Source organism: Pseudomonas sp. GW456-L13, assembly GCF_017350115.1.
Lineage (GTDB): Bacteria > Pseudomonadota > Gammaproteobacteria > Pseudomonadales > Pseudomonadaceae > Aquipseudomonas > Aquipseudomonas jessenii.
The window spans coordinates 748,253-771,091 of record NZ_JACNAS010000001.1; the positions used below are offsets into that span (position 1 = coordinate 748,253).

The window sequence follows — 22,839 nt, forward strand, 5'->3', positions numbered from 1 at the left end:
GGATGAGACGGTTAGCGACCCTCGCCGCGATGCGCACGGCCAGGGCCACCTCCCGGGGTTACCAGGTCAGCACCGCACCCACGGCAAAGGTGTCGGTGTCTTCGTTCTGCTCGTCGGTGTCGTGGCCATTGATTTCGAACTGGTTGTACTCGGCCACCAGCTTGAGGTTGTCGTTCACGTCATGGAACAACGCGATGCCGCGGGTCTCGTAGTCCGCGCCGCTGCCGACCACGCCGTTGCCATCGTCATTGGTCTTGCCATAGGACAAGGCCAGGCGGTTCTTGCCCAGTTTGTAGGAGCCCTGCATCAGGTAGCCGTCGCTGTCGACATTGCGCAGGGTCGGCTCGCCGGCATTGTTGGTGAAAAACGGGTTGATGCCCTTGGCCTGGAAACCGGAGCCGGTGAGGGACAAACCGCCCATCTTCGCCTGCACGCCATAACCGACACCCTTGGAGGTGACGGTCTCGACCGTGGAATCAGTGTTGTCCGAGGTCTGGTAGCTGCCGTTGACCCAGCTGTAGATCTTTGCCCCGGCCAGGTCGAATTGATAGGTGACTTCGCTCTCGGTACGCGGGTTTTCCTGATAGGCCTTGCCCGTCGGGCTGCTGTCGTTGGTGTCCACCGGGTCCATGATGCCGACCGCCACGCGCAGACCGTCCATCACCGGGGTGCGATAGGTTATCTGCGAGGTCGGGAACGGATACGGATAACCGGTGCCGATGTTGCCGAACGACACCCCGCCGCCATCCACCAGCCCCAACGTATCGCTGACCTGACCATAACCGGCGAGCATTTCGTCGAGCAGGATGTTGGAACGGGCGAACAGCCCGAAGTCCTTGCCGATCAGCACCTCGCCCCACTCCGGGTTGGCCACGGTGCCGAAGAACTGCCGCACATCGATGGCGGTGTCGGTGCCGTTGGTTTCGCTGTCGTTGATGGTGACCCAGAACGAGGCACGGGCGCCGAGCTTGAGGTCGTCTACCTGCTTGCCCATGTTGAACCCCAGGTAGTTGGGCAGGAACCCCATCTTGACCCGCGACTGTCGACGGTCGAACTGATCGCCGGCGCGATCAACATCGCTGTTCACGTAGAAGGCGTTAATGTAGCCGTCGGTGGAGAACGTGGTCTGGTCCTTGTCGTACAGCATGATATCCGCCTCGGCCAGCGGGCTCAGGCCAAGGGCAGACAGGCTGGCGATGAAGGCAGGCAGAAAACGATGCGTGACGTTCTTATTGTTGTGCATGGCGCGCTCCGAAACGGGGGACTGAGTGTCGGAGGCGATTATCGAAACCTGACGGGCGGCGCCATACGCTGCCTTTGGGCTGGTTTTCAGGTGCTTTGGATTGGCTGGCGGTGTGTGACCACTATGGTGTAAGACCGCGTGTCAGTGAGGCTCGCCACTAAGGGTGTAGGCCTGTGGACCCCACTGGCGTCCACAGGAACCGGTACCGGTCAGGCGTTGGCCCTGAACAGCATGTAGGCGGCGACCACGACGCAGACGCTGGCGAATCCGACCTGCAACGCCCGCGCCGGCACCCGGGTGCAGAGCTTGCGGCCGATGATCATGCCGACGATGCTGGAGACGATGAAGGCAATGCCCGAATCGTCGATGCGCACCCCGGCATGGAACGCGCCGATCACGCCGATGCCGGAAATCAGGCTGATCACCATCAGCGACGTGGCGATGATCCCGCGCATCTGCACGTCGGTCAGTTGCTTGAAGGCCGGGACAATCAGAAAGCCGCCGCCCACCCCTAGCAATCCAGAGACCACACCGGTTACTGCCCCGAGCGCGGCGAGGGTCGCGGTGCATTTGGCGGTCCAGGAAAAGCGCCCGGTCTGTTGATCGAGCATGCAGTTCTTCTGGCCCCAGTTGGCCTGACCATGATCGCTGGGACCCTCGTCCTTGCGCTCGCGGCGCAACATCCGCCCGGCCACCATGACCATCAGCAGGCTGAACAGGATCATCAGGATTTTTTCCGGCAACTGGTGGGCAAAGTAGATCCCTATCGGCGAAAACACCGCACCCAATGCCGCGATCAGCAGCGCTGCGCGATAACGCACCAGACCATGGCGCAAGCCGTCGATGGCACCGACCGCTGCCGCACTGCCTACCGCGAACAACGCCACCGGAGCGGCCTGGGTCATGCTCCACCCCAACCCCAACACCAGGGCCGGGACCGCAAGGATACCGCCACCGGCGCCCGTCAAGCCGAGCACCAACCCCATCACTACACCAAACAGACTTGCCAGCAACATACGGAGTTCTCAGTCGACCCTGGACACACGTGTCAGCCACTCGCGGCCCTTGAGCATACCGTTCCAGTAGAACCACGGTAGCAGTGTCGCCTTCAGCCACCACGCCGAGCGGCGCGGGATCGTCGGGTCAAAGGGAAAGGTCGGCAGCAACTTGCCCGCGTACCCGAACTCGGCAAGGATCACCTTGCCCTTCTCCACCGTCAGCGGACAGGAGCCATAGCCGTCGTACTTCAGCGGCAGCGGTTGCTGCTTGCGCAAAGCCAGCAGGTTTTCCGCCACCACCACGATCTGCTTGCGCACCGCCGCAGCAGTTTTTGCATTCGTGGTGCCGCAGATGTCACCCAGCGCGAACACGCCTGGATAGCGCGGATGTTGAAGGGTGTGGGGATCGACCTCGCACCAGCCGGCGGCGTCGGCCAGCGGACTTTGGGCGATGAAGTCCGGGGAGACTTGTGGTGGCACGACATGCAGCAGGTCAAAGGTTTTTGCCTGGCGGGTGACATTGCCATCGGCATCCTTGACGTCGAACCACGCGGTTTTCGCCGGGCCGTCGACCTTGACCAGATTCGAGTTGAACGCCAACCGGGCTTTGTACTTTTCGATGTACTTCATCAGTGGCGGGACAAAGGTCGGCACTCCGAACAGTGCCGCGCCCGCAAGATTGAACTCGACGTCGATGTTGTTCAGCACACCGCTCTTGGTCCAATGATCGCAGGACAGGTACAGCGCCTTTTGTGGCGCTCCGGCACATTTGATCGGCATGGCCGGCTGGGTGAACAGCACCTTGCCGCCGCGTAATTTCTGCACCTGGTCCCAGGTGTAGGTCGCGTGCCGATAGCTGTAGTTGGAGGTCACGCCGTGCTGGCCGAGGGTGTCCTCCAGGCCTTCGATTTTCTCCCAGGCCAGGCGCAGGCCGGGGCAGACCACCAGGTTTTGATAGCCGACCGTACGCCCGTCACCGAGGGTGAGTTGGCGCTTGTCGGGATCGATGCCCGTCACGGCAGCCTGCAGCCAGTGGGCCCCGCGCGGCATCACCGACGCCATGGACCGCACGGTGTTTTCCACGTTGTAGGCTCCACCGCCGACCAGCGTCCAGGCCGGTTGATAGTAGTGCCGGGAGTCGGGTTCGATCACGGTGATGTTCAGATGCGGGCTACGCTTGAGCAGGCTGGCGACAAAGCCGATGCCTGCCGTGCCGCCGCCGATGACCACGATATCTGCACTGATGGATGGGCCCCAGTGTTGATCGTTCATTGCTTGTTCCTTTTGCTGCACGCAAGGATTGTTACGAGTCAAACCAAAAACCTGTGGGAGCGGGCTTGCCCGCGATGGCGTCAGGTCAGTCGCCATTAATGTTGGATGTGCCGGCCCCATCGCGAGCAAGCTCGCTCCCACAGGTTCGGTGTGTTGAATAAGATCAAGGTTGAACCCAGCTTTTGAGCACCGCCCCGCAGTACAGCCCGGAGAGGGTTTTCATCACCTGGATCACTTCGTGACTGGCGAGACCGTAAAAAATGTACTTGCCTTCACGACGGGTGGCGACCAGTCCTTCATCGCGCAGGATCCCCAATTGCTGGGACAGGGTCGGTTGGCGCACGCCGGTCATTTTTTCCAGCTCGCCTACGTTGCGTTCGCCCTGGGTCAGCTGACACAGGATCAACAGGCGATCCTCATTGGCCAGGGCCTTGAGCAGCGCACACGCCTTGGAGGCCGAGGCGCGCAGTTGGGAGACTTCACATTCGGTCAGACCGGATTGCATTTGCAGGATGCCTTCAACGTCACTTAAGCTGTAAACATTATGTTTAAACATATAATGTTGCAACCCATGACTGAAATTTCGCCCGTCTGACTTTTCTAACCCTGCACAGGTTCGTGTCCATGCCCGCACTGATTGAAGCTTTCCTCGACCCCGCCTCCTCGACCTACAGCTACGTGGTCTACGAGGCTGATGGCGGGCAGTGTGCGATTGTCGATCCGGTGCTCGACTACGACGCAGCCTCCGGGCGTACCGCAACCACCCAGGCCGACAACATCATCGCCTTCGTCCGCGCCCGTCACTTGCAAGTGCAATGGCTGCTGGAAACCCACGCCCATGCCGATCACCTGTCCGCCGCGCCGTATCTGCGCAGGGAGCTTGGCGGCAAAGTCGCCATTGGCGAGTCGATCAGCAAGGTCCAGGACGTGTTCAAGACACTGTTCAATCTGGAGCCCTCCTTTCGCGTCGACGGTTCCCAGTTCGATCACCTGTTCGCCCCCGACGAATCGTTCATGATCGGCAACCTCAAGGCGACCGCCCTGCACGTGCCCGGCCATACCCCGGCGGACATGGCTTACCTGGTCGACAGCGATGTGATTCTGGTCGGCGACACGATGTTCATGCCCGACGTCGGCACCGCCCGCTGCGATTTCCCGGGCGGCAATGCCAACCAGATGTTTGCCTCGATCCAGAAACTGCTGGCCTTCCCCGCCAGCGTGCGGCTGTTCGTCTGCCACGACTACCCGCCCAATGGCCGCGCGCCCCAGTGCATGACCACCGTCGGTGAACAACGCAAAAACAACATTCATGTACATGACGGGATCGATGAAGCCGCGTTCGTGGAAATGCGTACACGACGTGATGCAGGGCTAGGCATGCCGACACTGTTGCTGCCGGCGATCCAGGTGAATGTGCGGGCGGGGAATTTGCCGCCGGCCGAGGACAACGGCGTGACCTACCTGAAAATCCCTCTGAACAAATTCTGACCCTGTAGGAGCGAGCTTGCTCCGGGCGGCGTTCCGACGATGGACTTGAGGGCAACGCGTTTATCCAGAAGACTCGCGTTATCGTTAACGTCCATCGCGAGCAAGCTCGCTCCTACAGAGTAATCGTGTCAGTTGCCCAAAGTCAGGCCATTGGCCGGCAACGGCAGCGCGGTCTTGTACCGCACCTGCTTGAGCGCAAAGCTCGAACGGATGTTCGCCACCCCCGGCACCTTGGTCAGAAAGTCCATCATGAAGCGCTCCAGCGACTGGATGGTCGGCACCAGCACCCGGATCAGGTAGTCCGGATCGCCGGCCATCAGGTAGCACTCCATCACCTCGGGGCGATCGGAAATCGCTTCTTCGAAATGCTGCAACGCCTCCTCCACCTGCTTCTCCAGGCTGACGTGAATGAACACATTCACATGCAGCCCCAACAAATCGGCATCGAGCAGCGTCACTTGCTCGCGAATCACCCCCAGCTCTTCCATGGCCTTGACCCGGTTGAAACACGGCGTGGGTGACAGGTTCACCGAACGCGCGAGGTCGGCGTTAGTGATGCGCGCGTTCTCCTGAAGGCTGTTGAGAATGCCGATATCGGTACGGTCCAGTTTGCGCATGAGACAAAACCACCTGTTTTTTATGTTTATGCAGGTTTTTTATCTGCAAATGATCTTTAGCGCAACGAAACAGAGAGAAATATTCTTCTTGGTCGGGCCTATGATTGTTGTAGGACAAGATTTCTTCTACCGAACGAAATCTGTCAGCTCACTACAAGAAATTCACAAGATCGAGCGTAGAAGCCATGACCCAAGCGTATGAACCGCTGCGCCTGCACGTCCCCGAACCCTCGGGCCGTCCCGGCTGTAAAACCGACTTCTCCTACCTGCATCTGACCGATGCCGGCACGGTGCGCAAACCCCCAATCGACGTTGAACCGGCTGACACGGCTGACCTGGCCCGTGGCCTGATCCGCGTGCTCGACGACCAAGGCAATGCCCTCGGCCCATGGGCCGAAAACGTACCGGTGGAGATCCTGCGCAAGGGCATGCGCGCCATGCTCAAGACCCGCATCTACGACAACCGCATGGTGGTCGCCCAGCGTCAGAAAAAGATGTCGTTCTACATGCAGAGCCTTGGCGAAGAAGCCATCGGCAGCGCCCAGGCCCTGGCCCTGAACATCGACGACATGTGCTTCCCGACCTACCGCCAGCAAAGCATCCTGATGGCCCGCGACGTACCGCTGGTCGACCTGATCTGCCAGCTACTGTCCAACGAGCGCGATCCGCTCAAGGGACGTCAGTTGCCCATCATGTACTCGGTCAAGGACTCCGGTTTCTTCACCATCTCCGGCAACCTCGCCACCCAGTTCGTGCAAGCCGTGGGCTGGGGCATGGCCTCGGCGATCAAGGGCGACACCAAAATCGCTTCGGCGTGGATCGGCGACGGCGCCACCGCCGAGTCGGACTTCCACACCGCCCTGACGTTCGCCCACGTGTACCGCGCGCCGGTGATCCTCAACGTGGTCAACAACCAGTGGGCGATCTCCACCTTCCAGGCGATTGCCGGTGGTGAAGCCACCACCTTCGCCGGTCGTGGCGTCGGTTGCGGCATTGCCTCCCTGCGGGTCGACGGCAACGATTTCTACGCGGTCTACGCCGCCTCCGCCTGGGCTGCCGAACGTGCGCGCCGTAATCTCGGTCCGACCATGATCGAGTGGGTCACCTACCGCGCCGGCCCGCACTCGACCTCCGATGATCCGTCCAAGTACCGTCCGGCCGATGACTGGAGCCACTTCCCGCTGGGCGATCCGATTGCGCGCCTCAAGCAGCACCTGATCAAGATCGGCCAGTGGTCCGAAGAGGAACACGCCGCCGTCAGCGCCGAGCTCGAAGCCCAAGTGATCGCCGCACAGAAAGAAGCCGAACAGTACGGCACCCTTGCCGGCGGCCAGATTCCGAGCGCCGCGACCATGTTCGAAGACGTCTACAAAGAGATGCCGGAGCACTTGAAGCGCCAGCGTCAAGAGTTGGGGATCTGACATGAACGATCACAACAACAATATCGAGCTGGAAACCGCCATGACCACGACCACCATGACCATGATCCAGGCCCTGCGCTCGGCCATGGATGTGATGCTTGAACGTGACGACAACGTCGTGGTCTTCGGCCAGGACGTGGGCTACTTCGGCGGCGTGTTCCGCTGCACCGAAGGCCTGCAAGCCAAGTACGGCACCTCGCGAGTGTTCGACGCGCCGATCTCTGAAAGCGGTATCGTCGGCACCGCCGTGGGCATGGGCGCCTACGGTCTGCGCCCGGTGGTGGAGATCCAGTTCGCCGACTACGTCTACCCGGCCTACGACCAGATCATTTCCGAAGCCGCGCGCCTGCGTTATCGCTCGGCCGGCGAGTTCACCGCGCCGATGACCCTGCGCATGCCCTGCGGCGGCGGCATCTACGGCGGCCAGACCCACAGCCAGAGCATCGAGGCACTCTTCACTCAGGTATGCGGTCTGCGCACCGTCATGCCGTCCAACCCTTACGACGCCAAAGGCCTGCTGATCGCCTCCATCGAAAACGATGACCCGGTGATCTTCCTGGAGCCGAAACGACTGTACAACGGTCCTTTCGACGGCCACCACGAACGCCCGGTTACCCCGTGGTCGAAACACCCCGCCGCACAGGTTCCGGACGGTTACTACACCGTACCGCTGGACGTTGCCGCTATCGCCCGTCCGGGCAAGGACGTCACGGTGCTGACCTACGGCACCACCGTCTACGTATCGCAAGTGGCCGCTGAAGAAAGCGGCGTGGATGCCGAAGTCATCGACCTGCGCAGTCTGTGGCCGCTGGACCTGGAAACCATCACCAAATCGGTGAAGAAAACCGGGCGCTGCGTGATCGTTCACGAAGCCACCCGCACTTGCGGCTTCGGCGCCGAACTGACGGCGCTGGTGCAAGAGCATTGCTTCCACTACCTGGAAGCGCCGATCGAACGCGTCACCGGTTGGGACACCCCCTACCCGCACGCGCAAGAGTGGGCGTATTTCCCAGGGCCGTCCCGAGTGGGCGCGGCGTTGAAACGGGTCATGGAGGTCTGAATGGGCACGCACGTCATTAAAATGCCGGACATTGGTGAAGGCATTGCAGAAGTTGAATTGTCGGTATGGCACGTCAAGGTCGGCGACATGGTCGTCGAAGATCAGGTGCTGGCCGATGTGATGACCGACAAGGCGATGGTCGATATCCCGTCGCCGGTGCATGGCAAGGTCATTGCCCTCGGTGGCCAGCCGGGCGAAGTCATGGCGGTTGGCAGTGTGCTGATCAGCATTGAAGTCGAAGGTGCGGGCAACGTTAAGGAATCGGCGCAACCGGCACCTGTTGTTAAAGAAGCACCGGTTGCAGCAACGAAAGTCGAAACCGTGGTTGAAAGCAAACCGGTCGCTGCCCCGGCGCCGAAAGCTGCCGTATGCCAGGGCCCGATGGTTGCTCGCGAGGCCGACGAGCGTCCGCTGGCCTCCCCGGCCGTGCGCAAGCATGCGCTGGACCTCGGCATTCAATTGCGCCTGGTGCGTGGCACCGGCCCCGCCGGCCGCGTGCTGCATGAAGACCTCGACGCCTACCTGGCCCAGGGTCAGTCGAACGCTTCGGCACCGGTGGCGGCTGCTTACGCCCAACGTACCGATGAACAGCAGATCCCGGTGATCGGCATGCGTCGCAAGATTGCCCAGCGCATGCAGGACGCCACCCAGCGCGCCGCCCACTTCAGTTATGTCGAAGAAATCGACGTCACCGCCGTGGAAGAGCTGCGCGCGCACCTCAACGAAAAACATGGCGCGACTCGCGGCAAGCTGACTTTGCTGCCGTTCCTGGTCCGCGCCCTGGTCGTCGCCCTGCGTGATTTCCCGCAGATCAACGCCCGCTACGACGACGAAGCCCAGGTCATCACCCGCCTCGGCGCGGTGCATGTCGGCATCGCCACCCAGGCGGATATCGGTTTGATGGTGCCGGTGGTGCGTCATGCCGAAGCCCGCAGCCTGTGGGACAGCGCCGCTGAAATCTCCCGTTTGGCCACTGCCGCCCGTAACGGCAAAGCCAGCCGCGACGAGTTGTCCGGCTCGACCATCACCCTCACCAGCCTCGGTGCCTTGGGCGGCATCGTCAGCACCCCGGTGCTGAACCTGCCGGAAGTGGCGATAGTCGGCGTGAACAAGATCGTCGAACGGCCAATGGTGATCAAAGGCCAGATCGTGATCCGCAAGATGATGAACCTCTCCAGCTCCTTCGATCACCGCGTGGTCGATGGCATGGACGCGGCGCTCTTCATCCAGGCCATCCGTGGCCTGCTCGAACAACCCGCGACCTTGTTTGTGGAGTAAGTCATGCAGACCCTCAATACCACGCTGCTGATCATCGGCGGCGGCCCCGGCGGTTATGTGACGGCGATCCGTGCCGGCCAACTGGGCATCCCGACCATCCTGGTGGAAGGCCAATCCCTGGGCGGCACTTGCCTGAACATTGGCTGCATTCCGTCCAAGGCACTGATTCACGTCGCTGAGCAGTTCCATCAAACGCAACACCACAGTCAGCATTCGGCCCTGGGCATCAGCGTTTCGGCGCCCACCCTGGACATCGGCAAGAGCGTGGAATGGAAAGACGGCATCGTCGATCGCCTGACCACCGGCGTCGCGGCGCTGCTGAAAAAGAACAAGGTCCAGGTCGTTCAAGGCTGGGCCAAAGTGGTTGACGGCAAAACCGTGGAAGTTGGCGACACACGTATCCAGTGTGAACACTTGGTGCTGGCCACCGGTTCCAAAAGCGTGAACCTGCCAATGCTGCCGATTGGCGGGCCGATCATCTCGTCCACCGAGGCCCTGGCGCCGACATCCGTGCCCAAGCGCTTGATTGTGGTCGGCGGTGGTTACATCGGCCTGGAGTTGGGCATTGCCTATCGCAAGCTCGGCGCCGAGGTCAGCGTGGTGGAAGCGCAGGAACGCATCCTGCCGGCCTACGACGCCGAACTGACTCAGCCGGTGCACGACGAACTGAAAAAACTCGGTGTGAAGCTTTACTTGAAACACAGCGTGCAAGGCTTTGATTCTTCTAACAATACCTTGCAAGTACTTGCCCCGAACGGTGAGACCCTGAACCTGGAAACCGACCAGGTACTGGTGGCCGTCGGTCGCAAGCCGAACACCCAGGGCTGGAACCTCGAAGCGCTGAACCTGGACATGAACGGTTCCTCGATCAAGATCGACAACCGCTGCCAGACCAGCATGCGCAACGTGTATGCCATCGGTGACCTGAGCGGCGAACCGATGCTCGCCCACCGGGCCATGGCCCAGGGCGAGATGGTCGCCGAGCTGATCAGCGGTAAAACCCGCGAGTTCAACCCGACCGCCATCGCCGCCGTGTGCTTCACCGACCCGGAACTGGTGGTGGTCGGCAAGACCCCGGACGAGGCCAAGGCCGCAGGTTGGGACTGCATCGTGTCGAGCTTCCCGTTCGCCGCCAATGGCCGGGCGATGACCCTGGAGTCGAAAAGCGGCTTCGTGCGGGTGGTCGCCCGTCGGGATAATCACGTGATTGTCGGCTGGCAGGCGGTGGGCGTTGGCGTGTCGGAGCTGTCCACGGCGTTTGCCCAGAGCCTGGAGATGGGCGCGCGGCTGGAAGACATCGGCGGCACCATCCATGCACACCCGACCTTGGGTGAGGCGGTGCAGGAAGCGGCGTTGCGGGCCCTTGGCCACGCATTGCACCTGTAGGAGCGAGCTCGCTCGCGAAAAACGTCAGGACAACGCGGTCATTCAGACGAGACGCGTTATCGTTGACGTCCATCGCGAGCGAACTCGCTCCTACAAGGAACGTATTTCAGGCTGCGAAACAGCCCAAGAATGAAGTATTGTTGTCCCCATCCAAAAAACGTCAGAAGCCTTGAACCGTTTCGACGGTTGTTCAGTGATAGAGGGTGTCATGGGTAACGAAAGCATCAATTGGGACAAGCTGGGTTTTGACTACATCAAGACCGACAAGCGCTATCTGTCGTACTTTCGCAATGGCGAGTGGGACAAAGGCACCCTGACCGAAGACAACGTGCTGCACATCAGCGAAGGCTCCACTGCCCTTCACTATGGCCAGCAATGCTTCGAAGGCATGAAGGCCTATCGTTGCAAGGACGGCTCGATCAACCTGTTCCGCCCGGACCAGAACGCCCTGCGCATGCAGCGCAGCTGCGCCCGCCTGCTGATGCCGCAGGTGGAAACCGAGCAATTCATCGAAGCCTGCAAGGAAGTGGTCCGCGCCAACGAGCGTTTCATTCCGCCGTACGGCACCGGCGGCGCGCTCTACCTGCGCCCGTTCGTGATCGGCGTGGGTGATAACATCGGCGTGCGCACTGCACCCGAGTTCATTTTCTCGATCTTCTGCATTCCGGTTGGCGCCTACTTCAAGGGCGGCCTGACCCCGCACAACTTCCTGATCTCCAGCTACGACCGCGCCGCGCCACAAGGCACCGGCGCCGCCAAGGTCGGTGGCAACTACGCCGCCAGCCTGATGCCGGGCTCCCAGGCCAAGAAGGCGCATTTCGCCGACTGCATCTACCTGGACCCACTGACCCATACCAAGATCGAGGAAGTCGGTTCGGCCAACTTCTTCGGGATCACCCACGACAACAAGTTCGTGACCCCGAACTCGCCATCGGTACTGCCGGGCATCACCCGTCTGTCGCTGATCGAACTGGCCAGGTCCCGCCTGGGTCTGGACGTGGTCGAAGGCGACGTGTTCATCGACAAGCTGGCGGACTTCAAGGAAGCCGGTGCTTGCGGTACTGCGGCGGTGATCACGCCGATCGGCGGCATCAACTACAACGACCACCTGCACGTGTTCCACAGCGAAACCGAAGTCGGCCCGATCACCCAGAAGCTCTACAAAGAGCTGACCGGCGTGCAAACCGGCGACATCGAAGCGCCAGCAGGCTGGATCGTCAAGGTTTGACCTGACGCCAGATGCACAAAAGCCCCCCATCGGGTGACCGATGGGGGGCTTTTTGTTTGCATAGTACTGACGAGTCCACCACTCCCCCTGTGGGAGCGAGCTTGCTCGCGATGACGGCAATGCATTCAACACAGAAACAACCGGAATACACGTTCGTCAGTCAGCGAATGTTCCCGAACTCCACCGAACCTGCAGCAATTTGCGAAACTTTGACATTACCCTCAACCACCAACGGCAACCCGATTCCAAACCGCCTTCCAAACTCCTTGCGCCCCAACGCCGTCAACGCCAACGCCCGACTGTCCAGATCCTGGGTCACCCACTTGCGCTTGAGCGCCGTTTGCAGCAACGCCGCGCCCAGCGCCCCACCCAGATGTGGCCGACGCATGCTCCAGTCCAGGCACGGGCAGGCGAAACGACGGCGCAAGGTGCTCAAGTCCTGCGTCTCGATCCCGAGCCCTTGAAACATTGCCGTACCGCTGTCGCTCAAGCGATAGGCCTGTTCGTCGGTTTCCTCAAGCCAGCCCGCTTCAAGCATCCGGTCATGCAGCAGCACGGCCAGGGTTCCCGCCATGTGGTCGTAGCAGGTGCGGGCAAATTGCAGGCGATCCGGGGTCCGTGCCCGAAAGCTCGGCGCGGTGTTCTGGCCGATCACCATCAGTGCCTCCAGGGCCTGGGCCACGCGCTTGTCCGCCAGGCTGTAATAGCGATGACGCCCCTGAACGTGCAGCCGCACCAGCGCCAGCTCCTTGAGCTTGGCCAGGTGGGCACTGGCGGTCGACGCGCTGACTTCGGCCACCGCCGCCAGTTCGGTGCTGGTGCGGGCTTGGCCGTCCATCAGCGAACAGAGGATTTTCGTCCGCGCCGGCTCAGCGATGGCTGCCGCCACCTGCGAGACGCCGATGTCGTGTTGTTCTGCGCTCATATTTCGCTCCCGGACGAATCAATGCCCTTTCGGACTGGAGATAGTAGCAACACTTTCCAACAACCAAAGGCTGTGCCCATGGACCCGATCATCGCTGCGACCCATGCCGATCCTTATCCCTACTACGCACAACTGCGTGCCGACGGTGGGCTGGCTTTTCATCCGGGGCTGAACATGTGGGTGGCCAGCAGCGCCCGGGCGGTGGCCGCCGTGCTGGCGCATCCCGATTGCCACGTTCGACCCGCGCAGGAGCCAGTCCCCAAGGCGATCGCCGACGGCATGGCCGGCCAGGTGTTCGGCCAATTGATGCGCATGAATGAAGGTGAACGCCAGCGTTGCCCACGGTCGGCGATTGCGCCGGGGCTGGAGTTGATCGACGCGCGGGAAGTCGAGGCTCTGGTCAGCGCCCGATTGATGACCGCCGATGCCGCCGGCCTGTACAACGCCATGTTTCGCGGACCGGTTTGCGTGGTGGCGGCGTTGTTGGGGTTCACCCCGGCTCAGGGCCGCGCCATCAGTGAGTTGACGGCGGATTTCGTCGCTTGCCTGTCGCCCTTGAGTGACGCGGCACAATTGACCGCCGCCCACGCTGCCGCCGAACAATTGAGCGGTTATTTCATCGAATTGCTCGACGATCCGTACAACCACAGCCCTTTGCTTGCAGGTATCGGCCGGCGCTTCGCCTGCGGCGCGCCGCAAACCCTGATCGCCAACCTGATCGGCCTGTTCTCCCAGACCTTCGAGGCCACTGCCGGGCTGATCGGCAACGCCGTGCTGGCATTGATTCAACATCCGTCGTTGCGCAGCGAATCTCCCCCGGTCGAAGACCTGCTGGCCGAAGTACAGCGCTTCGACCCGCCGGTACAGAACACCCGCCGCTTCGTCGCCGCCCCCTGCGAAATTGACGGGGTGAGGCTGAACGCCGCAGACGTGATCCTGGTGCTGCTGGCCTCGGCCAATCGCGACCCCCAGCTCAACGACAACCCCGACACCTTCCTGCTCGACCGCCCGAACCGGCGCAGCTTCACCTTCGGCGCGGGGCGCCATCAATGTCCGGGGCAACGCCTGGCGTTGAGCATTGCAGGCGCCACGCTCAAGCAGCTTCTGGCGATGAGGCCGGTACTTGACCCTCTGAAGCGGGAATACCGCCCCTCCACGAATGGACGGATTCCACTGTTCCGTGAATGACCGGAAGCCGTTCAAGCAACGCGGAGTTCGACGGTCAGGTGGGACAGTTCATGGACCGGCGCCAGGCGTTCGCGAATGGTGTCGGTACTGACATTGGCCGCCGCCACAACGCTGACAATCGCGGCCCGCGCCTGGGGGCCGACCTGCCAGACATGCAGATCGCTGATGCGCACATCGTCCGACGACTCCAGCAGTTCACGAATCTCGTCGGCGACGTGTGTATCCGTGACATCGAGCAACACCGCTGCGCTGTCACGCATCAATGCAACGGCCCATTTCGCGATCACGATGGCGCCCACAATGCCCATCACCGGGTCCAGCCACACCCATCCCAGATAGCGCCCCGCCAGCAATGCGGCGATCGCCAGCACTGAAGTCAAGGCATCGGCCAGCACATGGACATAGGCCGAGCGCAGGTTGTTGTCGTGATGGTGATGATGGCCGTGCTCATGGCTGTGGCCATGGTCGTGGCCATGATGGCCGTGGTCGCCCGCCAGCAAAAAGGCACTGGCGATGTTCACCGCCAGCCCCACCACCGCAATCACCGTCGCTTCGGTGAATGCCACGGTCGTTGGCTGAAACAGGCGATAAACGGATTCACCGGCAATGCCGATCGCCACCAGCCCCAGCACCATGGCCGAGGCAAAACCCGCGAGATCCCCGACCTTGCCGGTGCCGAAGCTGTAACGCGCGTTGTTGGCATTGCGCCGTGCAAACCCATAGGCCGCCGCCGCGATGCCCAAGGCCCCGGCATGGGTGGCCATGTGAAAACCATCGGCCAGCAGCGCCATGGAACCGGTGATGTAACCGGCGGCAATTTCGCCAATCATCATCACAAACGTCAGCGCCACCACCCATAAGGTGCGTCGGGCGTTTTCATCATGGGATGCGCCGAGAAAGACATGGTCGTGAGAAAAGCGCGAAGCCTGTGGTGTCAGTGTCATGGAATTCAGGCCTCTATTTGGCATAACGACGGATGGCCAGCAACAGGTCTTCCACGCCCTGGGCGCGATCTTCATCGCTCAGGTCCGGATGGGCCACGTGCTCGCGGGCATGGGCGTCGATGAACTGCTCCAGCAGACCATTGACCGCGCCCCGGATGGCGGCCACCAGATGCAGGGTCTTGGCGCAATCGGCATCGGACTCAAGCGCTCGCTCCACGGCTTCCACCTGCCCGGCAATCCGCCGCACCCGCTTGATCAAGTCATCCTTGTGTTCGTGAATGTGTGCCATACCTATACCCCCTACCCCTATATGGCACCTATGGTCGCCGATAGTGCGGAGCCTGGCAAGGCACAACCCGATGACGGTCGGTTTGGCGTGACATCGATTTTCGCCGGCCGGTTGGCCGCTGAACGCTTGGGTTCAACACCCCCGCTGCCCGGCTGGATTAGTTACACCGGGTTAAAACAGTCATGACGGGCAGTGCGTTTATCCCGCCGGCCTTTCTCCATAGAGTCAGCAGGATCATGGTGAACAACGAGGTTCGATCGATGCAAACCCAACTGGACAAGTCACTGAGTGTTTTTGCGCGGGCAGACCTGCTGCAAGGTCCCACGCCCATTCAGCGGGCTGCGCGACTCGAACAGCTGCTGGGCCTCGACAAGCAGGGTATCGGCCTGTTTCTCAAACGCGACGACCATATGTTGATCGGCGCGGGCGGCAACAAGCTGCGCAAGCTTGAATTCCACATCGGCGCAGCACTGCAAGCCGGAATCGATACGATCATTACCGTGGGCGGCATCCAGTCCAATCATGCCCGCCTGACCGCCGCGGTATGCGCCCGGCTGGGCATCGCCTGCGAGCTGCTCCTGACCCGGGCCGTGGCCAAGGCCGAGGTGGATTACGAGCTCAACGGCAATGTGCTGCTCGACCAGTTGTTCGGCGCGCAGATGCAGGTGTTTGCCGGCGGTACCGACTCACTGGCCAAAGCCGAGGCCAGGGCGGCGCTGCTTCGAGACTCCGGGCACAAGGTCATGGTGCTGCCAACCGGTGGCTCGACGCCCCTGGGCAGCCTCGGCTATGCCCGCTGCGCAGCGGAGATCGCCCAACAAGAGGCCGAACTGCAACTCACGTTCAATCAAGTGGTGGTACCCAATGGCAGCGCCGGCACGCATGCCGGGCTCGCGGCGGGTTTCCGGTTGCTGGGCCGGGGTACGTCCATGGTCAAGTCGTTCTCGGTGCTGTCCGACCAGGAATCATCAATAGCGAGAACCCTGCAACTGACCCGCGAAACATTGGCGCTACTGGACAGCAACGCCCAGGTGCGGGCTGACGAGCTGGTGGTTGACGGCAGCCAGCTGGGTACCGGCTATGGGCTGCCAACCGCCGCCATGCAGGACGCGGTACGCCTGATGGCGCGTGCCGAAGGCCTGCTGGTCGATCCGGTGTACTCCGGCAAAGCGTTTGCCGGGTTGCTGGCCGACCTGCAGCAAGGGCGCTTCGTCCCCGGGGACAATGTGCTGTTCATCATGACCGGCGGAACACCCGGCCTGTATGCGTACCGGGAAACGTTTCAGGCCTGACGGTCAATCATCCCGTGTCAGCACTTCCAGCAATTCGATTTCGAAGATCAGGTTCGAATTCGGCGTGATCTTGCCCATGGTGCGTTCGCCATAGGCCAGGTGCGCCGGCACCAGCAACTTGCGCTTGCCGCCGACCTGCATGCCCATGATGCCCTGGTCCCAGCCCTTGATGACCCGCCCGGTGCCGATCACGCACTGGAAGGGTTTGCCACGACTGTACGAAGAGTCGAATTCGGTCCCGTCCTCCAGCCAGCCACGGTACTGGGTGGTGATCAGTGCGCCTTTTACGGCGGCTTTTCCGTCACCCACCTGAAGATCGATTACCTGAAGCTCGTCATTCATTGATTTCACTCGTATGCTCACTCGCCCTCTAGGGCCTGATGCGCGCCGTTTTCCCAGATTTGTCCTCGATTGGCAACCATTGCCGCCTCCGCGCGCGACGTTTAAAGCTGTTTGCTGAACTAAAATAATCAACAATTACCCGTACGGTTCTCCGCCCTGATGGCCATCCCCGAATGATCCTGCTCTGGACCAGCGTCATCCTTGGTTCAATGACGCTCAGCCTGATCGTCGTGCTGGCTTGGCGCGAACGCTATCTGCAAAAGCAACTGGCGGAGTATCGCGCGATCATCAATAGCCTGTCCGAAGGCCAGAACATCCACAAGGATGACGACGCCGAGCGCTTCAAGCGCAGCCAGTATTTCGCACGTATCGGCACCTGGGATTGGGATGTCGACACCGACCGGTTGTACTGGTCAGATGCCATTTTCGGCATGTTCGGCTTCAAGATCGGCGAAGTGACGCCCTCTTACGCCCTGTTCTGTTCCTGCGTGCATCCGGAAGACCGGCTCAGGGTTCGGGCCGGCGAACTGCGTTGCCTGGAAACCGGTGAAAACCATGATGAGGAATACCGCGTGGTGTGGCCCGACGGAACGATCCGCTGGCTGCGGGAAACCGGCAACGTGGTCAAGAACGACCACGACGAAACGATCAAGATGATGGGCGTGGTACGCGACATCACCGAAGAAAAGGCCTCGGCCAACTACCTCAAGCACCTGGCCCATTACGACCCGTTGACCGGCCTGCCCAATCGCCTGGTGCTCGAAGAGCGCCTGTCCGAAGCGCTGGAGTTGGCGCGCACCAGTGCCACGCGGGTGGCGCTGGTGTTTGTCGACCTCAATGGCTTCAAGGCCATCAACGACCGCTATGGGCATGCGGCCGGCGACCGCGTGCTGGTCACGACCGCCACGCGGCTCAAGCGCATCCTGCACGGCACCGACACCGTCGCCCGGATCGGCGGCGACGAATTCGTGGTCATCCTCCAGGACCTGCCCCAAGGCAAAAGCCTGCAAGATGAAGCGCGCACCATCTGCCAGAAAATCTTCGTCGAACTCTCCCCGCCCGTCACCCTCGGCAACGACCAGCGCCACATCGGCACCAGCCTCGGTGTCGCCGTGTTCCCCGATCATGCGCCGAGCATCGACCGCTTGCTGCACATTGCCGACCTGGCGATGTATGAGGCCAAGCGCAGCGGGAACAATCAGTATCGGTTGGGCACCGAGAGCCTGGTGCGGGCACACAGCGAATAGCGCTTCGTCCTTGAATGCCTTGATCCACTTCGCGCATCAATGCATACCAACCATGCAATTAACCTATCGATGCCCCTGCTCCACTATCCGCCCCAACAAGAACCGTGCGCCGGGTGCTTTGTGAATCCATGTCGCCCCAGAGCAAGCAGTCCCTAGCGGTTGGTGAAACAGGGCCGCCACTCCCATAAATGGGGGACTACACCCACTCAACCGGGTGTTTACCACCTAATTTGAGGAATATCCCCACCCTACACTTCACCAAAAAGACACATTTTGAAACAACTTACTTATTACTCAGTATCTTCCTCATCCATGGCCCGACGGTTGCATAGCCCCTTGCAACGCAGGCAGATGCTGTCACCAACCGGGGATGGCGGGTTTCGCCGTTGCGCTATGTCGCGAGGGGAACCTCATGAAAATCATTGCATCGTCGTTCAATTCGTTCCGTTTCTTAAGGGTTTCGGGCGCAGGCTCTGTACTGTTGATCACCTTCAGTCTGTCCCCGGTCAACGCAGCACCGCTTGACGATGTCAGCCCGCCGCCGCCAACAGATCCTTCGGCGTATACCAACCCGCCGACCGACTTCAAGGCCGCGCTGGATGCCCTAAAGGCCATGCCACCCGCCAACCAGGGTTCCATCGCCTTGCCCAACGGTGTGTACGGCACCCGCACCACGCCAACGACCGACAACGTGCTGCCGCCAGCCCTGCAGACATCCTTCAAAATCCCCACCAACGGCAAGCCCAGCCCGTTGTTCGGGGCCCAGCCGTATACGCAGCAACTGCTGCTGTTCGAAGAATTCGGCACGGAGAAACTCGACCCGACACTGCCGCCGCCCACCCTGACTTTCCCGGTTCCGATCGTCGGTCCGGCGCCCACGCAGGACCCGAACAACATCGCCCGCAGCGGCCCTTCGGCCGCCGCGCTGGAAGCCTTCATGCGCCAGCCGGGGCTGTACCCGTTTCCGGCGCAGTATTCCAACGTGCTGGACCGCAACCCGTGGAAAGCGCAGATCGAAGCCTTCCTCAACCGCCATCCGGTCGGCTCGCCGGCCGAAGGTCGTCCGCCAGGAAAAGGCTGGTCGCACCAGCGCTGGAACGAGTTCTACCCACAGGTCGCCTTCAAGACCACTCAAGCCGGCGCCAAGCTCAACGGCGGCATGCGCGACCGTCGGCAGTTGCACAACTACGCCGTCGGTGAGTTCGGGCCGGGCGGGCTCTACAACCAGACCTCGGACACCCCGGTCATTACGGGCACCACCAAAGGCATCGACACCCGTTTTCACCCCAACATGCCGATTCAGAACCACAAGGCGCTCTGGACCTTCGACGGCACCTTTCCGCCAAAACTGCTGATGGTGCGGTACGGCCAACCGGTGCTGATGCGTCACTACAACGCCCTGCCGATCGATCCGTCGGCCAACATGGGGTTCGGCCTGCACACCCTCAGCACCCACGAACACAATGGCCACTCCCCGGCGGAAAGCGACGGATTTTCCAATGCATTTTTCTTTCCGGGGCAGTACTACGACTATCGCTGGCCGATCCAGCTGGCCGGTTACGACACCATCAACACCAGCGCTCAGGATCCGCGCGCGGCGTTCCCCTGCGCCCCGGGCGAAACCCTGTTCGTCAACGATGCCACGCCGGGCCTCAAGACCTGCAACAACGGCAGCATCAAGATCCGTGGCGACTGGCACGAAACCATGAGCACCCACTGGTTCCACGACCACATGCTCGATTTCACCGCGCAGAACGTCTACAAGGGCAACGCGGTGATGATGAACTACTACAGCGCCCTGGATCGCGGTAACGAAGCGTTTGTAGACGGCGTCAACCTGCGCCTGCCCAGCGGTTCAGCGTTGCCCTGGGGCAACCGCGACTATGACGTCAACCTACTACTGGCTGACAAGGCCTGGGACGCCAATGGCCAGCTGTGGTTCAACCCGTTCAACACCGATGGTTTTCTCGGCGACCAGCTCCTGGTCAACTGGCAGTACCAGCCGCGCCTGAAGGTGCGGGCGCGCAGCTATCGTTTCCGCATCCTCAACGGCTCGGTGTCGCGCTACTTCAAGATCGCGCTGGTGCGTGAAATCGTCGGCACCGGTGGCGAATTCCCCGGCCCGACAGGTTCCGGCCTGTCCTATACCCGCGTGCCGTTCCACTTGATCGCCAACGACGGCAACCTCATGGAACACGCCGTGCCGTTCGACGGCAGCATGGACCTGGACGCTGACGGCGACCTGCAGGACCACAACGCCATCCTGCCCACCATGGGCATCGCCGAGCGTTACGACATCATCGTCAACTTCGCGAAAAACGGGATCAGCACCGGCGACAAGCTGTATTTCGTCAACCTGATGGAGCACCACGACGGCAAGGGGCCGGAGGCTTTACCGCCGAGCCTGGCCGATGTCCTGTCCGGCAAGTACAAGGCGGTGCTCAAGCTGGGCAGCAAAGGGCTGGAATGGGACGCCGGCGACCCGGTGGTGGGCAAGTTCCTGCAACTGCTGGTACAGCCTTATGCCGGCCAGGACGTGAGCATGAACCCCGCCGACTACGAACCCGCCAAACCGGGCAAGGCGATGGGTAAAACCATGCTTCCGCTGACCCTCAACCGTGACGACCTGACGGTGCAGGCAAAACTGAAACTGGCGCGCCATCGCGAGTTCATCTTCGGCCGCTCCGATGGCACCGACGAAGCCCCCTGGACGATCAAGACCGACGGCGGTTTAGGCTTCCAGATGGACCCTCGAGTGATCAGTGCCGCTCCGCAACTGGCCAACGGTCCGACCCCTGCCGGGTTCTCCGGCGACGGCACCCTGGAAGTGTGGAGAATCAGGAACGGCGGCAACGGCTGGAACCACCCGGTGCACGTGCACTTCGAAGAAGGGATCGTCCTCAACCGCGACGGCAAGGCACCGCCGGAATGGGAAAAATGGGCACGCAAGGACATCTATCGCATCGGCGAGGGCATCGACAGCTCGCAGGACGTGGAAATGGCGATCCGCTTCCGTGAATTCGCCGGGACCTACATGGAGCACTGCCACAACACCCAGCACGAGGACACCTCCATGCTGCTGCGCTGGGATGTCGAGCACCCCGGCCAGTTCCAGTTGATGCCAACCCCCCTGCCCGGCTGGGACGGCGTCAACTACGTCAACTCCGCCGCGCTGCCGACCTTCCGCACTGGCGATACACGTGTCGAGGACGCCGCTAACCAAAAACCGGTCGCCAACCCCGACAGCGCCATCAGTAACACCGGCCAACCGGTGATCATCAACGTCCTGGCCAACGACAGCGACCCTGACGGTAACGTGCCACTTAAAGTGGTGGGGCTGGAGCAACCGGACTCCGGCAAGGGCGTGGTCAGCACCGATGGCCTGCGTGTGACCTACACACCACCGGCCACGGTCCCCGCGCCGTTCACCGCGACCTTTACCTATAGGGCCGCCGATGCCAAGGGCGCCGAGTCGGCACCGGCGACGGTATCCGTGGCGGTCTCGGCAGCGATCAACGAGAGCCTGATCGTCACCAGCGCCACCGTCACCGCCCGCAGCAACAGCCGCTGGTATTGGGTCCTGTCCGGCACCACCTCCCGTGGCACGGGCAATACCATCACGGCGACGGCCACGACCACAACCGGTACGGTGAACCTTGGTGCCGCCGTCCTGACGCCCACGGCCACAGGCGCGCGCTGGAACATAGCGGTGACGACCGCCGGCAGCGGCCCGTCGCCTAGCCCGACGGCGACCATCAAATCGGCCTTCGGCAAAACCGTGACGGTGCCGATAAAGGCGAACTGAGTACAACCTGGCTTTAGCGATGAGGGCCTCATTGAGGCCCTCATCGCTAAAAAAACTGACAACTTACCTGGATGTCAACTCTCCAGAAAGAAGGTGATTGGCGGGGATGTGTTCTTCAAGGTTGAACGAGTAAAACAGTCGCTCCTGCCGACTCGATAACTGTCCGATCATGCTACGTGCTTCCCTGCTGGCCAATGCAGATACTTTGCCGCAGGCCAGATAGCAGAGCTATTTCTTCAAAATGATCAGACGAAAACGGTCAGTCAAAGAACTCCATGCCTGCATACGGCTCGCGCCGGCATTGCTCAAGCCTTGAAGCCAGGCTGCCCACATGCACTTCCAGGCGATGTCCATCGGGATCCGAAAAATAAAACGAGTTACCTTCGCTCGAATTGGACTTCCACTCAATAACGTTACGAAGCCGCAAGTAAGCGGTGACTTCTTCAAAATCTTCCTGCCCCACCGAAAACGCATAGTGGGTGTAATCAGGCTGTTTTTCCGCCAGACGTGTCTCATCGAGAGACAGACAAAGCCAGAGATCACCGAGGGAAAGATAAGCCCCCGTCTCCCAGCGGGCAGCCAATCTAAAGCCGGGTAGAGCCACATAAAACTCAATACTGCGAGAGAGGTTCACAACCGCCAACGTCAAATGATTCAAGCCAGTCAACATGAGCATCTATCCAGAACCAGTGCACGCAGAGTGAGATGGGTATCGAAACCCGTTTGCTGACTTCGATGGGATGACCGCCTCACGCGCTGAGGAAGTCAGTCAACCAAAATCGAGGCTCTTGAGAATACCTCGCACAGGCCCCATCG

General features: G+C 61.4%; 20 protein-coding genes. 10 read left to right on the forward strand and 10 right to left on the reverse strand.

Annotated features, from left to right (window positions below; genetic code table 11):
* Positions 1-58: 58 nt before the first annotated feature.
* From J4D25_RS03250 to J4D25_RS03265, 4 genes are all read right to left on the reverse strand, one after another.
* Positions 59-1,243 (reverse strand): porin, encoded by a 1,185-nt coding sequence (locus J4D25_RS03250; protein WP_057715207.1) that lies wholly within the window; start codon positions 1,241-1,243, stop codon positions 59-61.
* A 209-nt stretch (positions 1,244-1,452) separates the two neighbouring features.
* A complete protein-coding gene (locus tag J4D25_RS03255; RefSeq protein ID WP_057715208.1) occupies positions 1,453-2,259 on the reverse strand; it encodes a sulfite exporter TauE/SafE family protein in 807 nt (268 codons plus the stop codon).
* A 9-nt stretch (positions 2,260-2,268) separates the two neighbouring features.
* Complete coding sequence (locus J4D25_RS03260; protein WP_057715209.1) at positions 2,269-3,513, reverse strand: FAD/NAD(P)-binding oxidoreductase; 1,245 nt, start codon at positions 3,511-3,513, stop codon at positions 2,269-2,271.
* 163 nt (positions 3,514-3,676) lie between these two features.
* On the reverse strand, positions 3,677-4,018 hold the full coding sequence (locus tag J4D25_RS03265; protein ID WP_057715210.1) for a helix-turn-helix transcriptional regulator: 342 nt from the start codon (positions 4,016-4,018) through the stop codon (positions 3,677-3,679).
* Positions 4,019-4,137: 119 nt separating this feature from the next.
* Between J4D25_RS03265 and J4D25_RS03270 the strand changes: the two genes are divergently transcribed.
* Positions 4,138-5,001 (forward strand): MBL fold metallo-hydrolase, encoded by an 864-nt coding sequence (locus tag J4D25_RS03270; protein WP_057715211.1) that lies wholly within the window; start codon positions 4,138-4,140, stop codon positions 4,999-5,001.
* Between the two features lie 128 nt (positions 5,002-5,129).
* Here J4D25_RS03270 and bkdR read toward each other — a convergent pair whose 3' ends face one another.
* The gene (gene bkdR / locus J4D25_RS03275; protein ID WP_007976593.1) at positions 5,130-5,618 is read right to left on the reverse strand and encodes a Bkd operon transcriptional regulator BkdR; all 489 of its coding nucleotides are present in this window, start codon (positions 5,616-5,618) and stop codon (positions 5,130-5,132) included.
* Positions 5,619-5,803: 185 nt separating this feature from the next.
* Between bkdR and J4D25_RS03280 the strand changes: the two genes are divergently transcribed.
* The 5 genes from J4D25_RS03280 (at position 5,804) to J4D25_RS03300 (ending at position 11,991) form a co-directional block, all read left to right on the forward strand.
* Entirely contained in the window at positions 5,804-7,039 is a 1,236-nt protein-coding gene (locus tag J4D25_RS03280) for a 3-methyl-2-oxobutanoate dehydrogenase (2-methylpropanoyl-transferring) subunit alpha (protein ID WP_057715213.1), read from the forward strand.
* Position 7,040: 1 nt separating this feature from the next.
* Complete coding sequence (locus tag J4D25_RS03285) at positions 7,041-8,099, forward strand: alpha-ketoacid dehydrogenase subunit beta (protein ID WP_007988197.1); 1,059 nt, start codon at positions 7,041-7,043, stop codon at positions 8,097-8,099.
* The gene (locus tag J4D25_RS03290; RefSeq protein ID WP_057715214.1) at positions 8,100-9,377 is read left to right on the forward strand and encodes a dihydrolipoamide acetyltransferase family protein; all 1,278 of its coding nucleotides are present in this window, start codon (positions 8,100-8,102) and stop codon (positions 9,375-9,377) included.
* Positions 9,378-9,380: 3 nt separating this feature from the next.
* Positions 9,381-10,763: a dihydrolipoyl dehydrogenase gene (gene lpdA, locus J4D25_RS03295; protein WP_057715215.1), complete on the forward strand. Its 1,383-nt coding sequence runs from the start codon at positions 9,381-9,383 to the stop codon at positions 10,761-10,763.
* Positions 10,764-10,971: 208 nt separating this feature from the next.
* Positions 10,972-11,991, forward strand: a complete 1,020-nt coding sequence (locus tag J4D25_RS03300; RefSeq protein WP_057715216.1) for a branched-chain amino acid aminotransferase — start codon at positions 10,972-10,974, stop codon at positions 11,989-11,991.
* Between the two features lie 160 nt (positions 11,992-12,151).
* Here J4D25_RS03300 and J4D25_RS03305 read toward each other — a convergent pair whose 3' ends face one another.
* Positions 12,152-12,916 carry a helix-turn-helix transcriptional regulator gene (locus J4D25_RS03305; RefSeq protein WP_057715217.1) on the reverse strand — a complete coding sequence of 255 codons (765 nt, stop codon included), beginning with the start codon at positions 12,914-12,916 and terminating at the stop codon, positions 12,152-12,154.
* A gap of 78 nt (positions 12,917-12,994) precedes the next feature.
* On the opposite strand from J4D25_RS03305, the gene J4D25_RS03310 reads away from it, so the two are divergent.
* Positions 12,995-14,104, forward strand: coding sequence for a cytochrome P450 (locus J4D25_RS03310; protein ID WP_057715218.1), 1,110 nt, complete (start codon positions 12,995-12,997; stop codon positions 14,102-14,104).
* A gap of 11 nt (positions 14,105-14,115) precedes the next feature.
* On the opposite strand, the gene dmeF is transcribed toward J4D25_RS03310, so the two are convergent.
* Positions 14,116-15,048, reverse strand: a complete 933-nt coding sequence (dmeF, locus tag J4D25_RS03315; protein ID WP_057715219.1) for a CDF family Co(II)/Ni(II) efflux transporter DmeF — start codon at positions 15,046-15,048, stop codon at positions 14,116-14,118.
* Between the two features lie 13 nt (positions 15,049-15,061).
* Positions 15,062-15,337 carry a metal/formaldehyde-sensitive transcriptional repressor gene (locus J4D25_RS03320; RefSeq protein ID WP_057715220.1) on the reverse strand — a complete coding sequence of 92 codons (276 nt, stop codon included), beginning with the start codon at positions 15,335-15,337 and terminating at the stop codon, positions 15,062-15,064.
* 260 nt (positions 15,338-15,597) lie between these two features.
* On the opposite strand from J4D25_RS03320, the gene J4D25_RS03325 reads away from it, so the two are divergent.
* Positions 15,598-16,629 carry a D-cysteine desulfhydrase family protein gene (locus tag J4D25_RS03325; RefSeq protein ID WP_057716624.1) on the forward strand — a complete coding sequence of 344 codons (1,032 nt, stop codon included), beginning with the start codon at positions 15,598-15,600 and terminating at the stop codon, positions 16,627-16,629.
* 3 nt (positions 16,630-16,632) lie between these two features.
* Here the strand turns inward: J4D25_RS03325 and J4D25_RS03330 are convergent, their stop codons facing one another.
* Positions 16,633-16,971 (reverse strand): FKBP-type peptidyl-prolyl cis-trans isomerase, encoded by a 339-nt coding sequence (locus tag J4D25_RS03330; protein WP_057715221.1) that lies wholly within the window; start codon positions 16,969-16,971, stop codon positions 16,633-16,635.
* A gap of 173 nt (positions 16,972-17,144) precedes the next feature.
* Here J4D25_RS03330 and J4D25_RS03335 point away from each other — a divergent pair, with 173 nt between their 5' ends.
* A complete protein-coding gene (locus tag J4D25_RS03335; protein ID WP_057715222.1) occupies positions 17,145-18,218 on the forward strand; it encodes a sensor domain-containing diguanylate cyclase in 1,074 nt (357 codons plus the stop codon).
* 412 nt (positions 18,219-18,630) lie between these two features.
* Positions 18,631-22,023, forward strand: coding sequence for an Ig-like domain-containing protein (locus tag J4D25_RS03340; RefSeq protein ID WP_057715223.1), 3,393 nt, complete (start codon positions 18,631-18,633; stop codon positions 22,021-22,023).
* A 259-nt stretch (positions 22,024-22,282) separates the two neighbouring features.
* On the opposite strand, the gene fos is transcribed toward J4D25_RS03340, so the two are convergent.
* Positions 22,283-22,693, reverse strand: coding sequence for a fosfomycin resistance glutathione transferase (gene fos, locus J4D25_RS03345; RefSeq protein ID WP_057715224.1), 411 nt, complete (start codon positions 22,691-22,693; stop codon positions 22,283-22,285).
* Positions 22,694-22,839 lie beyond the last annotated feature (146 nt).

Bases quoted from the DNA above. Each gene is read 5' to 3' on its own strand.
- J4D25_RS03250 (WP_057715207.1), bottom strand. From the start codon at position 1,243: ATGCACAACAATAAGAACGTCACGCATCGTTTTCTGCCTGCCTTCATC.
- J4D25_RS03255 (WP_057715208.1), bottom strand. From the start codon at position 2,259: ATGTTGCTGGCAAGTCTGTTTGGTGTAGTGATGGGGTTGGTGCTCGGC.
- J4D25_RS03260 (WP_057715209.1), bottom strand. From the start codon at position 3,513: ATGAACGATCAACACTGGGGCCCATCCATCAGTGCAGATATCGTGGTC.
- J4D25_RS03265 (WP_057715210.1), bottom strand. From the start codon at position 4,018: ATGCAATCCGGTCTGACCGAATGTGAAGTCTCCCAACTGCGCGCCTCG.
- J4D25_RS03270 (WP_057715211.1), top strand. From the start codon at position 4,138: ATGCCCGCACTGATTGAAGCTTTCCTCGACCCCGCCTCCTCGACCTAC.
- bkdR (WP_007976593.1), bottom strand. From the start codon at position 5,618: ATGCGCAAACTGGACCGTACCGATATCGGCATTCTCAACAGCCTTCAG.
- J4D25_RS03280 (WP_057715213.1), top strand. From the start codon at position 5,804: ATGACCCAAGCGTATGAACCGCTGCGCCTGCACGTCCCCGAACCCTCG.
- J4D25_RS03285 (WP_007988197.1), top strand. From the start codon at position 7,041: ATGAACGATCACAACAACAATATCGAGCTGGAAACCGCCATGACCACG.
- J4D25_RS03290 (WP_057715214.1), top strand. From the start codon at position 8,100: ATGGGCACGCACGTCATTAAAATGCCGGACATTGGTGAAGGCATTGCA.
- lpdA (WP_057715215.1), top strand. From the start codon at position 9,381: ATGCAGACCCTCAATACCACGCTGCTGATCATCGGCGGCGGCCCCGGC.
- J4D25_RS03300 (WP_057715216.1), top strand. From the start codon at position 10,972: ATGGGTAACGAAAGCATCAATTGGGACAAGCTGGGTTTTGACTACATC.
- J4D25_RS03305 (WP_057715217.1), bottom strand. From the start codon at position 12,916: ATGAGCGCAGAACAACACGACATCGGCGTCTCGCAGGTGGCGGCAGCC.
- J4D25_RS03310 (WP_057715218.1), top strand. From the start codon at position 12,995: ATGGACCCGATCATCGCTGCGACCCATGCCGATCCTTATCCCTACTAC.
- dmeF (WP_057715219.1), bottom strand. From the start codon at position 15,048: ATGACACTGACACCACAGGCTTCGCGCTTTTCTCACGACCATGTCTTT.
- J4D25_RS03320 (WP_057715220.1), bottom strand. From the start codon at position 15,337: ATGGCACACATTCACGAACACAAGGATGACTTGATCAAGCGGGTGCGG.
- J4D25_RS03325 (WP_057716624.1), top strand. From the start codon at position 15,598: ATGCAAACCCAACTGGACAAGTCACTGAGTGTTTTTGCGCGGGCAGAC.
- J4D25_RS03330 (WP_057715221.1), bottom strand. From the start codon at position 16,971: ATGAATGACGAGCTTCAGGTAATCGATCTTCAGGTGGGTGACGGAAAA.
- J4D25_RS03335 (WP_057715222.1), top strand. From the start codon at position 17,145: ATGATCCTGCTCTGGACCAGCGTCATCCTTGGTTCAATGACGCTCAGC.
- J4D25_RS03340 (WP_057715223.1), top strand. From the start codon at position 18,631: ATGAAAATCATTGCATCGTCGTTCAATTCGTTCCGTTTCTTAAGGGTT.
- fos (WP_057715224.1), bottom strand. From the start codon at position 22,693: ATGTTGACTGGCTTGAATCATTTGACGTTGGCGGTTGTGAACCTCTCT.